At 70.0% G+C, this 11,602-nt stretch carries 8 protein-coding genes; 3 read left to right on the top strand and 5 right to left on the bottom strand.

Annotation, left to right across the window (positions count from 1 at the left end):
• Positions 1-14 precede the first annotated feature (14 nt).
• From BR07_RS0110060 to BR07_RS0110050, 3 genes are read left to right on the top strand one after another with little or no spacing between them, the layout of a single operon-like run.
• Complete coding sequence (locus BR07_RS0110060; RefSeq protein ID WP_231476276.1) at positions 15-1,505, top strand: TIGR02677 family protein; 1,491 nt, start codon at positions 15-17, stop codon at positions 1,503-1,505.
• The gene (locus BR07_RS24070) at positions 1,502-2,833 is read left to right on the top strand and encodes a DUF2398 family protein (RefSeq protein WP_037185396.1); all 1,332 of its coding nucleotides are present in this window, start codon (positions 1,502-1,504) and stop codon (positions 2,831-2,833) included. Before BR07_RS0110060 ends, BR07_RS24070 begins: the two co-directional genes overlap by 4 nt.
• The gene (locus tag BR07_RS0110050; protein ID WP_027505339.1) at positions 2,830-6,972 is read left to right on the top strand and encodes a TIGR02680 family protein; all 4,143 of its coding nucleotides are present in this window, start codon (positions 2,830-2,832) and stop codon (positions 6,970-6,972) included. The genes BR07_RS24070 and BR07_RS0110050 overlap by 4 nt, the downstream gene beginning before the upstream one ends.
• Positions 6,973-7,050: 78 nt before the next feature.
• Here BR07_RS0110050 and BR07_RS0110040 read toward each other — a convergent pair whose 3' ends face one another.
• The 5 genes from BR07_RS0110040 to BR07_RS0110020 form a co-directional block, all read right to left on the bottom strand.
• A complete protein-coding gene (locus BR07_RS0110040) occupies positions 7,051-7,884 on the bottom strand; it encodes an endonuclease domain-containing protein (RefSeq protein ID WP_155956984.1) in 834 nt (277 codons plus the stop codon).
• A gap of 172 nt (positions 7,885-8,056) precedes the next feature.
• The gene (mshC, locus tag BR07_RS0110035; RefSeq protein ID WP_027505337.1) at positions 8,057-9,295 is read right to left on the bottom strand and encodes a cysteine--1-D-myo-inosityl 2-amino-2-deoxy-alpha-D-glucopyranoside ligase; all 1,239 of its coding nucleotides are present in this window, start codon (positions 9,293-9,295) and stop codon (positions 8,057-8,059) included.
• A 47-nt stretch (positions 9,296-9,342) separates the two neighbouring features.
• Positions 9,343-10,182, bottom strand: coding sequence for an SCO1664 family protein (locus BR07_RS0110030; RefSeq protein ID WP_373425285.1), 840 nt, complete (start codon positions 10,180-10,182; stop codon positions 9,343-9,345).
• Positions 10,179-10,775, bottom strand: a complete 597-nt coding sequence (locus BR07_RS0110025) for a DUF3090 domain-containing protein (RefSeq protein ID WP_027505335.1) — start codon at positions 10,773-10,775, stop codon at positions 10,179-10,181. The genes BR07_RS0110030 and BR07_RS0110025 overlap by 4 nt, the downstream gene beginning before the upstream one ends.
• Positions 10,776-10,840: 65 nt before the next feature.
• A complete protein-coding gene (locus tag BR07_RS0110020; protein ID WP_027505334.1) occupies positions 10,841-11,569 on the bottom strand; it encodes a histidine phosphatase family protein in 729 nt (242 codons plus the stop codon).
• Between the last annotated feature and the right edge of the window lie 33 nt (positions 11,570-11,602).

Genomic DNA, 11,602 nt, shown 5'->3' with positions numbered 1-11,602 from the left:
CCTACCCTGTTGCAGTGACCGAATCCGCCGACTCCTTCGTGGTGGACGACAGGCTCCGGCTCTTCTCGTTCGCGACAGCCGAGAAACGGGCCGACTACCTGCGGGTTCTGCGCGCTTTCGAACATGCACGCACCGGCTACGTCGTTCTGCTGCACGCCGGCGAGGTGGCCGAGATCCTGGCCCGCACCGACGGCGGCGACACTCTGACCGGCGTCGAGATCGGCCCGCTGCTCGAACAGTTGCACACGTGGGGCGTCCTCGAACGCAGCTACGACGGCACCCGCGCGGCCACGCTCGCCGAGTACCGCAATCGCCACTACGTCTACCAGTTCGGTCAGGTCGGCTACCAGGCATACCGCGCCGTCGAGGACGTCCTGGCCGCCCGCCCCGAGGACGCCTCGCTCTCGCGTCTGGTGCTGCCCGAGCTGCTCGCCGACCTGGAGGATCTCGCGGCGGCGAACCTCGCCGGGGACGCCGACCTGGTGTACCGCAAACTCGATCGGCTCGACACCGCTCTCAACGACATGGCCACCCGCGCCGCGCACTTCTACCTGTCGCTGGGCGACCTCGTCCGCACCACGGACGTCACACCCGAGTCGTTCCTGGCACACAAGGACGCATTGCTCTCCCACATGCGGGAGTTCTCCCTCGACCTCGCCCGCTTCGGCCCCAAGCTCACCGCCGCCATCGAGCAGGTGGATGCCACCGGACTCGACTCGCTGCTCGACCGGGTGGCAGCCAGTGACGAACGCGTCTTCCTCAGCCGCGAGGAGCGCCGCGCCGACTGGGCGGGCCGGTGGACCGGTCTCGTGCACTGGTTCACCTCCACCGACGGCGAGCTCACCGAGTCGGATCGTCTGCGGGAGGGCACCATGAGCGCCATCGCCGCCGTGCTGTCGCTGCTGCGCCGCGTCACCGAGACCCGCAGGGGCGGAGTCAGTCGCGAGTCCCAGCTGCGACATCTCGCCGGGTGGTTCGCGTCCGCTCCCTCCGAGGAGTCCGCCCACGCCCTGTTCGGTGCCGTGTTCGGCCTCGGCCGGCCTCGTCACCTGTCGATGGTCCACCCCGATGACGACATCATTCCCACCACGCGATCGTGGTGGGACGCTCCGCCTGTCGAGATCTCGCGCACGCTCGCCGAGACCGGTCGGCCCCCCGCCGCCGGTGCTCCTGCCAGGGTCCACCGCAACGACGCCGGTGTCCGGCGTCTGCGCGAGGAACAGCTGAGCGTGCAGCGTCGCCGCGCTCAGGCCGCGCGATCACTCGCCGAACACGGGGTGTACGAACGGGATCTGACCAACGAGGAGACCGACGTGCTGCTGGGGCTGCTCAACGCCGCCCTCACCGCACGCGTCCCGGTCAGCGGCCGCGTGGGCAGCTCGACCGGCTCCGAGGGTGGCGTCACCCTGACACTGGCACCGCACGAGCAGTCCACCGTGGTGCGCACCGAACGCGGTCTACTGCACCTCGAACGGCTGTCACTCACCATCGGCGCGCGGCGATGAGAGCACGCACCATTCCGAGCCTGGCACTCGACTCGTACCAGCGCGCCGCCCGAGTCGTGTTGTCCCACCACCTGATCACCCGCACCTACCCGGACCGCATCGCCCTGCCCCTGGTTCGCCGATGGGCCACGGAACTGCGCGAGGACATGCTCGATCTCTTCGGATACCGACTCGAGGTCACGGAGACCACGGCCCGGCTCTACCCCGTACTCGACCGGTTGGACGCGAGTCGACCGGCCCGCACGACCTCCGACCGCGTCTTCGACCGTCGCCGCTACGCATTCCTGGCGCTCACCCTGGCGGCACTCGGTCGCGCGGGTGACCAGATCACGTTGTCCGAGTTGGCGGTTCAGGTCGCCTCCGATGCCGGACGGGTGGTCGGGGTCGACCTCGACACCGAACGCGCGACCGACCGGGACGCCTTCGTCGACGCCGTCGGCTGGTTGTCCGTTCGCGGTGCGATCACCCTGGCCGACGGCGATGCCGGCGGGTGGGCGCACAACCCCGACGCGGGAGAGGCCTTGTACGACATCGACCGATCCGTCGTCGTGGCCCTGTTTCGTCCACCGCGCGCGCTCCAGCATCTGCGCAGCACGGCACACCTGCTGCACAGCACCACGGACGACCCGGCCGATCGCGCTCGCCGTGCCCGCCGTGCGCTCGTCGAGCAGCCCGTGGTCCACGGCCCCGACTCGGTGCCGGACGACCGGTCCGTCGAGGATGTCCGGCTGCTGACCGGACTGTCCGTCGAACGCCGGGCGGAGGGCATCGCGCTCATCGACACGTCGGGACGCCTGTCGGACATCAGGTTTCCGTCCACCGGCACGGTCGCGCAGGTCGCCCTTCTCCTCGCCGGTGAGATCGCGGAGCGGGTACTCGATCCCGATGCCGACGATCGGACCACGCTCGAGGCGGACATCGACCCCACCGACACGCTGCTCGCGGCCCTCGACAGCGCGATCCCGGACGGCGGCGTCGTGGACGACCTGGTCGACGACTCGGTCGCCCCGGACACGGTGGAGGCGTCGGACGAGACGATCCGGCACCCGTTCGTCGCGGACTCCTGGCTCGACGAGACCGTCGGCGCCCTCGTCGACGCCTACGGCCGCACCTTCGCCGCTCAGTGGCAGGCGGACCGTGCCGGGGTTCGCGCGGCCGCTGTCGCACTCCTGACGAACCTCACTCTGGTGGCACCGGTACGCGGGGGCATCGTCGCGTTGCCGGCCCTGGCGCGCTATCGGGGAGTGGTCGTCACCGTCCGAGAACAGGCGTCCGCCGGCCTCTTTCCCACCGATCACACGAGCACCCTCGAGGAGCACACCCCGTGACGCGCAGCACCCGATTCCGGCCCACGCGCGCCGGCATCATCAACCTCTGGGACTACCGCGATCAGGAGTTCTCGTTCGCCGACGGTCGGCTGGTGTTGCGTGGCCCCAACGGATCCGGCAAGACCAAGGCACTCGAGGTGCTGTTCCCGTTCGTGTTCGACGGCCGGATCGAGCCGCGTCGCCTCAACCCGTTCGCGGGTGAGGAACGCACCATGAAGTCCAATCTGCTCTACCGCGGCCAGGATTCCGCGCACTCGTACGTGTGGATGGAGTTCGCACGTGGCGATCGGGACGAGCCCGAAGCGGTGACCGTCGGCATCGGCATGCGTGCGACACGGTCGGCGGACAAGGTGACGCGCTGGTACTTCGTCGCCGACGGCCGCGTGGGCGTCGACTTCTCGCTGCTGGGCACCGACGACAGGCCGCTGACGAAGAAGCAACTGGCCGAGCAGATCGGAACCGACGCCATCGTCGATCGGCCGGTGGACTACCGCGCCGCCATCGACGCGCGACTGTTCGGTCTCGGCGCCGAGCGGTACGACCAGCTCATCACCCTGATTCTCACGCTGCGACGCCCGCAGTTGGCGAAGAACCTCGACCCGAAGGGCTTGTCCCGTGCGCTGTCCGACGGACTGCGCCCCCTCGACGAGCACCTCGTCCTCGAGGCGGCGCGCTCCTTCAGCGACATGGAGGAGGTGGGCCGCGCCCTCGAGGGACTGGTGCAGGCCGACCACGCGTCGAAGAGGTTCGTCGAGGTCTACTCGAAGTACCTCGCCGTCCAGGCGCGCACCGACGTCGATCAGGTCGGTCGACGTCTCGAGGCCGTCGACCACGCCACCGTCGCCCTCTTCGCCGCCAAGGGCTTGGGTGAACGACGACGGGTCGAGCGCGTCGAGGCGGAGAAGCGGTACGAGGCAGCCGAGCGCGCACTCGATCTCGCCGTCGCCGACCAGCAGACCCTGCAACGGTCCACCGCTTACGAGGGCAAGCAGCAGCTCGACGATCTCGCGGATGCGGTCCGCAAGCTCGAGGTGTCCACCGCGCAGCAGCGCGACAAGGCTCGCAAGGCGACGGAGGCCGTCGACGTCCGGCGACGAGAGGCAGACGAGGCCGCAGTGGCGCTGCGGGAGTCGACCGCGTCGATCGTCCGCGCCGAGGACGAGCTCCTCGCGGCCGCCGAGGACGCCGGCATCGCCTGGACGCCACTCCCCCGCGACGCCCGTACCGACCAGATCACGGCAGCGGTACGCGGTCATGCCGAGGAGCGGGACGGGGACGTCCGGGCCGTGCGTGCCGCGCTGTCCGTCGTCGACCGTGCCACCACCGAGCGTGCCCGTACCGAACGGGCCGCCGACCGCGCCCACACACTGCACGACGCCGCGGTGGCCTCCGTCCGCGAGGCCGAGGCCGCCGTCGAGTCGTCCCGTGCCGCGACAGCGGAATCGCTGCGCGCGTGGTGGGCCACGCACGCCTCGGTGCTGGACGACGGCGAGATCCTCGAGTCGTTGCACACCGCGCTCGCACGCATCGGCGAGGACGACGCACCCACGCTCGGCGAGGTACTCGGCGACGGAGTTCGCGAGCTGCTCGACACGGTGCGGGACCGACGGAGTGCTGCACTGCAGGACCGGGACGACGCGGCGCGCATCATCACCGAGTCGACGGCCGAGCGCGCGTCGGTCGCCGCCGAGCACGACGACGCTCCCCCGGCGCTGCGCACCCGTACCGGCGACCGTGCGGGTCTCGACGGCGCACCGTTCTGGACACTCGTCCGCTTCGCCGACGACGTCAGCGCCGACGATGCCGCGGCCCTCGAGGCCGCGCTCGACGCGGCCACCCTGCTGGACGCGTGGGTCGCCGACACGGCTCCGACGGGGCTCGTCTCGGATCAGTACCTGACCGCCGGCGAACCGGTGACCGGGCGATCGCTGGCCGACGTCCTCGTCGTCGAGGACGACATCCCCGTGCAGCACAGCACCGTGCGGGCGATCCTCGACTCGATCGCGCTGGACGACGTGGGCAGTTCTGCGGGGGTCGGACGGGACGGGAGCTTCGCGCACGGTCTCGTGCGCGGCGCCCACCACAAGGACGCCGCCGAGTACATCGGCGCGACGGCACGAGCTGCACGGCGCACGTCCCGCATCGCGGAGATCGACGAGGCCCTCGAGGTGGCCACCGCGCGGCGCGACGAGGCCGATCGAGTCGCCGAGCAGTGTCGAGAACGTCTCGACTCGATCCGCGCCGCCGTCTCGACGGTTCCTCGTACGTCGGAGGTCACCGCGGCGCTCCGGGCGGTCACGTCGGCCGCCGGCGCTCTCCGATCGACGACCGAGTCGGTCGCGTCCGCCGACCGAGAACTGGACCACGCGATCGCCGAACTGTCTGCCGCCGAACGACGTCTGCGGACGGACGCCGTCGCGCGGCGGGCTCCGTTCACGCCGCGAGACCTCGACGCGCTCGCGGCGGCGATCCGCCACTTCGAGAACACCGGTTCTGCCATCCTGCGCCACCGCGGCGACGCGGACCGGTCCGCCGAGCGCGACCGGGAAGCTGCCGGGCGCCTCGACGAGGCCATGATTCTGGCCGAGGAGTACGCGGAGGAAGCGGCCATCGCCGAATCCGACTACGAGCAACAGCACGCCAAGTTGGAAATGCTGCGGGACTCGCTCGGTGCGACCGCCGAGAAGATCGACGCCGAACTCGACGCGATCAGGATGCGCATCGAGGCGTGCAAGACCGAGCAGCGCGCCGCCACGAAGGCGGACCGTGAATCGGGCGAGGCCATCGGCAAGGCGGAGGGCGCGCACGAGACGGCCGTCGCCGGACTGACGACCGCGTTGACCGAAGCGCTCAGCGACGCCGCGCGACTGGCTCCCTACGCGCACCGCGATCTGCTGGCGGTGCTCGGTGCGGCGCGCGACTGCTCCTGGCCGGCGAGCGACGCGGCCTGGTCGACGGTCGAGCAGCTGCTCTACCGAACCGACACGGCTGCCGGGCCAGACGAGGCCCCGGACGTGCTGCCCCCGGAAGTGCACCGACTGCACACCGAGCTCACCGAGGCGACGGCGCAAATCAAGGTCAGCGATGCGAGCCGCCGCTCCACACGCAGCGCGCTGACGGCGGCGTTGCAGGAGTTCGACGCTCAGCTGGCCGCGTCGGGTCAGGATTTCCGGCTCAGTTGGGACGCGGCCGACGGGGTCACCGTGGTGCGGGTGCAGGACGAGCAGGGCCACTCCACCATCGCCGACTTCGCGGATCGCATCGACGCGGCACGACGCGACCAGGAGACGCTGCTCACCGATGCCGAGCGCCGCATCCTCGAGGACGCTCTGCTCACCGGCCTGGCGCAGCAGATCCACGAGCGCACGGTCGACGCCCGCGAACTGATCGCCCGTATGGGATCGGAGATGAAGCAGCGCCGCATGTCGTCGGGCAACACCATCGGCGTGCACTGGGTGCTCGCGGACAACCTCGACGACAGCACCCGTGCCGTGTCGAAGCTGCTCGAGCGGGACGCCTCCGCGCTCGGACCCGAGGAACTGGCCGAGATGCGTGTGCACTTCGCGGCACAGATCCGGACGGCGCGGGCGCAGCATCCTGAGCGCTCGTACCCCGAGATCCTCAGTGCCGCACTGGACTACCGGCAGTGGCGCGTCTTCGCGTTCACGCTCATCTCCGGTGACGGCTCCGAGGACAGGCTCACCGTCGCACGCCACAGTGCGCTCTCGGGCGGCGAGCAGTCGGTGTCGCTGCACCTCCCGCTCTTCGCGGCGGCGCACGTGATGCTGTCGTCCGCGGACCCGCACTCACCGCGGTTGCTCGCACTGGACGAGGCGTTCGCGGGTGTCGACGACAACGGTCGCAGCGAACTCCTCGGTCTCAGTGTGCAGTTCGACCTGGACTTGTTCATGACCGGCTACGACCTCTGGATCACGTACCGCGACGTGCCCGGGTGCGCCCACTACGACCTCGCGCACTCGACGGTCGAGAACACCGTCAGCGCAGCGCTTCTCGTGTGGGAGAACGGGGAGTTGCTCGCGGAGCACGACGGGTCCGACCTCGCCGCGGCACTGGGCTCGCCGTTGAGCCGCCGCGTCGACCTCCCCGCGGAGGGTGGGCTGGACTTCGCCGAGGTGTGATGGTGGGTGTGGTGCTCCACTACCGGGTGTTCGCGGCGGGAATCCGCTCTCTCGGGCTGACACTGGTACAGCACTCCCTCAGCGACGAGCGTGCCGTCGCCTTCTGACCTCGTGGGCGATCTGTCGAGCGATGCTGTCCGGATCACGCAGCACATCGAATGCCGCGTAGCGGAGCACACGGAATTCTGCCAGGACCAAAATGTTCTGGCGCACGCGATCTCGTCGGAAGACATCCCCGTCGATGTGGAACTCCCGGCCGTCCACCTCGATGATCACTCGCGACGCCTCGTCGTAGAAGTCGACGATGAACGCCCCGACCCGCGCGTTGACCTTCAGGCGCAGCCCGATGGCGATGAGGGCACGGTCCAGAACCCGCTCGGGCTCGGATGCGAACCTCGTCGAGGCAGATCTGAGTTGCTCGGTCAGGCGAGCGTTCCCCGAGCGCCCCGGTGCCGACGCGACGAGTCGCTGCACGGAATCCCGTGTCATGCCCGCGGCCAGCCGATGATCGACGAGTCGACCCGCGGCGCGAGGTTCCATGATCGCGACGCAGTCGAGCAGTGCCTGCGCCTCCGTGACGACGGACAGGTCGTCGACCCGAGTGACGGCATCACCGGCCAGGTCACGTCGATGAAGGACGAGCCACGACGGAGTACGGCCCTTTCTCGCCCGGGGAACCGTGGCCTCGATGATGGCCGGTTCGGCGAGCCACCCGTACAAGCGGGCCGCCGTCCGATGACTGAGGACGGCGTCCGATCTCCACAGCAGGACGGCGGCGCACCGTCCGGTCCAGCTCGGTTCGGTGCGAGAGTAGATCTGCGGTAACACGCGGTGATAGTCGCGAGAGAGGGAACTGCTGGAGACTCCTGCCGCCAACAGTTGCCGACGTGTCGCCAGGCCATACGTGGTCATGTCCGAGATCGTCGACGAGTGTGTGCGATCGTCAGCGCAGCCGACCAGGGTCGACAGAGAAGCTGTGGATCGAGCGACCCTGTGGACGACGTGGGCGTGGTGTTCCACTCGATCGGTCACAGCGCGGAGAACCGCGATCACGAACCACGAGTGGAACACCACTCCCGACGAGCTAGAGCTTCACACCCAGCAGCGCGTCCACCGCCAGCGACACCAGCCCCGGCGCCGCGGGGTCGGAGCCGCCGAGCGTCACGGCGTCGTGTGCCCACGCATCGATCGCGTCGAGTGCCTTGGCGGAGTCGAGATCGTCGGCCAGGTGCTGGCGCACGCGGGCGACGGTGTCCTCGGCGGACTGTGCCGACTCGAGCGCCACGGCCTTGCGCCACAACGCGAGTCGGTCCTGCGCAGCGGCGAGGATCTCGTCGGTCCAGGTGCGGTCCTGCCGGTAGTGGCCGGCGAGGAGACCGAGGCGGATGGCACCGGGATCGACACCCGCAGCGGTGAGCTTCGAGACCAGGACGAGATTGCCCAGCGACTTGGACATCTTCTCGCCGTCGAGGCCGATCATGCCGGTGTGCACGTAGTGTCGCGCGAAACGGTCTGCGCCCGTGAGCGATTCGGCGTGGGCCGCGGAGAACTCGTGGTGCGGGAAGATGAGGTCACTGCCGCCGCCCTGCACGTCGAAGCCGGATCCGATGCGGTTCAACGCGATCGCCGCGCACTCGATGTGCCAGCCGGGGCGCCCCGGACCGAACGGCGAGGGCCACGACGGCTCGCCCGGACGCTCGGCCTTCCAGACGAGGGCGTCGAGAGGGTCGCGCTTGCCGGGGCGGTCGGGATCTCCGCCGCGCTCGGCGAAGAAGGTGTCCATCGTCGCCCGGTCGTACCCGGACTCGTAGCCGAACTGCTCGGTGGCGTCAGCGCGGAAGTACACGTCGGGGTACTCGGCGTCGTCCACCACGTAGGCGGCGCCCGAGGCGACGAGCTTCTCGACGAGCTCCACGACCTCGGTCACGGACTCGACCGCGCCGATGTAGTCGCGCGGCGGGATGACGCGGAGCGCGGTCATGTCCGACCGGAAGAGGTCGGTCTCGCGCTGTCCGAGCGACACCCAGTCGTCGCCGTCGCGTGCCGCGCGCTCGAAGAGCGGGTCGTCGACGTCGGTGACGTTCTGGACGTAGTGCACATCGTGGCCGGCGTCGCGCCAGACCCGGTTGACGAGGTCGAACGTCAGGTAGGTGGCCGCATGGCCCAGGTGCGTCGCGTCGTACGGGGTGATGCCGCAGACGTACATGGTGGCGGTCGAACCGGGCGCGACGGGACGCACGGCGCGATCGGCCGTGTCGTACAAACGGAGCGGCGGGCCCTCGCCCGGCACGCTGGGAACGTCCACTTCGGGCCACGACTGCATGGGTGAAGACTATCCGGTCGGGCCGGAGCCGCCGCCGCGTGCCCGGTCTAGAACGCGGGCCAGGGAATGGGCCTGCTGGAGTCGGGCGCCGGCATGACCGGTTCCGCGAGCAACCGCGACACGCGACCGGCCAGCGCCTCGATCTCCTCGTCGGTGATGTGTGGCGCGAGGGTGTCCCCGAAGGCACCGCGCAGGTCGCGGGAGAAGTCGACGAGGTCGGCCACCAGAGCGGCGTCGACGGGTCGACCGGCCCACCCCCACAGCACGGTCCGCAGCTTGTTCTGCCGGTGCAGGGCGATGCCGTGGTCCACGCCGTACACGGAGCCGTCGAGTGCCTCGAGCACGTGTCCGCCCTTGCGGTCGGCGTTGTTGATGACGACGTCGAGAACAGCCATCCGGTGCAGCCGCGGATCGTCCGCGTGCACCAGTGCCACCTCGTCGCCGGCATCGTCGTAGGCCCGGAGCACGGGGATGTAGGACGAGGGCACGAGGTCGGGGCGGCAGAGGTCCACCATGTCGTAGCCCTCGCCCTTCTCGGGGAGGCGCTCGACGGTGTCGATCCACCGCTGCACCATGCCGACACCGAGCGGACCGTCCCGTAGCACGGTCGTGGGCACGACGCCCCAGCCCAGTGCGTCGGAGATCAGGTAGGACGAGATCTCGCGGCCCGCCAGCGTGCCGTCGGGGAAGTCCCACAGCGGCTGTTCCCCGCGCACCGGCTTGTAGACACAGCGCAGTGCCGGCGCCGGATCCTCACGCTCGATCTCGCACACGAGCGTCGCGTTGGACGCCTGCACCACGCGACCGACGATGGTCATCTCGCCGTGCGCGAGCAGGTCCGTGTCGTCGTCGGTCCAGGGCGCGGTGGCGTCGCCGGCGGAGGTCAGGACTCGTCCCCGAACTCGGTGGTGTCGCTTCCCAGCACGGTGCCGCGCCGGTACCCGTTGGTCCGCACGCACATGTGACCACCGGGCGCGAGGGGCTCACCGCAGAGCGGGCACGGGGGCCGACCGGCAGCGATGACGCGCTCGCTGCGCGCGGCGAACTCACGGGCCTGCTCCGGACTCAGGAACACCCGCACGGCGTCCGGACCCTCGTCCGTGTCGTCGAGCACCACCGACTCGTCGATCTCGGTCTCGGTGATGGCGAGCAGCTCCACCACGACGGCGCCGGCGTCGGCGTCCCAGCCCAGCCCCATGGTCCCGACCCGGAACTCGGCATCCACGGGCATCACCAGTGGGTCGACGTCGCTCGGATCGGCTTCCTCGGGTGGCACATCGGTACCGAAGCGCCTCGCCACCTCGTCGAGCAGGAGCCCGACACGGTCGGCCAGGACCTGAACCTGCTGCTTCTCGAGCGCCACCGACACCACTCGGGCGTCGTGCACTGCCTGGAGGTAGAAGGATCGATCGCCGGGCTCACCCACCGTTCCGGCGACGAACCGGTCGGGGGTGCGAAAGACGTGAATCGCGCGTGGCATATCTGCACCTCCAAAGATCGCGCCGCCGAACTGCCGCGGCTGTGACTCCCATTATCCGCGTGTTGTCACTGTCCGGTGGAACCACCGGGGACGGCGTCCGATTCCGACGCGGTCGGAGCCTGGTCGGACGGGGCCCCGGCAGTGGTGTCCGTCTCGGCGGGCGGCGTCGGAACGAACTGCGTCAGATCCCCACCGAGATCGCCGAGACGATGGACGAACGGCCGCGTCTCGGTGTACCGGACGACACTGATCGACGCCGGGTCCACCACGATGCGCTGGAACTGGTCCAGGTGCGACCCCAGAGCATCGGCCAGGACGGACTTGATGACGTCGCCGTGTGAACAGGCCACCCACAGCACGTCGGCGCCGTGCTCGGCGGCGAGCCGCGCGTCGATATCACGGATCGCGCGCACCGCCCTGATCTGCACGTCGGCGAGGCCCTCACCCCCGGGGAAGACGGCAGCGGACGGGTGCTGCTGCACCACCTTCCACAGTGGCTCCCCCACGAGATCCTTGATCGGCTTGCCGGTCCACTCGCCGTAGTCGACCTCGAGCAGCCGATCCTCCACGACGGGTTCGAGCTCGCGCGCCGCAGCGAGGGGCGCGACCGTCTGTTCGCACCGGAGCAACGGTGATCGCACGATCGCCGCGAGCGGAAGCACCTCGAGACGGGCGACGACACGCTCCGCCTGCTCCCGACCGAGATCGTCGAGTTCCACGCCGTCCGACCTGCCCGCGAGCGTGCCGGCCGTGTTGGACGTCGAGCGTCCGTGGCGCAGAAGTATCACCGTCATGACCTCAGCCTAGTGAGACGCGAGGGGCGCCCG

Source organism: Rhodococcus sp. UNC23MFCrub1.1, assembly GCF_000686025.1.
In the GTDB taxonomy this organism is placed as follows: Bacteria; Actinomycetota; Actinomycetes; order Mycobacteriales; family Mycobacteriaceae; genus Rhodococcoides.
Note: the sequence above shows the minus strand (reverse complement) of the source record. Positions and strands in the feature narration are given on the sequence as shown.

Coding starts and splice junctions, on each gene's coding strand:
- BR07_RS24070 (WP_037185396.1), top strand. CDS start 1,502: ATGAGAGCACGCACCATTCCGAGCCTGGCACTCGACTCGTACCAGCGC.
- BR07_RS0110040 (WP_155956984.1), bottom strand. CDS start 7,884: ATGACCACGTATGGCCTGGCGACACGTCGGCAACTGTTGGCGGCAGGA.
- mshC (WP_027505337.1), bottom strand. CDS start 9,295: ATGCAGTCGTGGCCCGAAGTGGACGTTCCCAGCGTGCCGGGCGAGGGC.
- BR07_RS0110025 (WP_027505335.1), bottom strand. CDS start 10,775: ATGCCACGCGCGATTCACGTCTTTCGCACCCCCGACCGGTTCGTCGCC.
- BR07_RS0110020 (WP_027505334.1), bottom strand. CDS start 11,569: ATGACGGTGATACTTCTGCGCCACGGACGCTCGACGTCCAACACGGCC.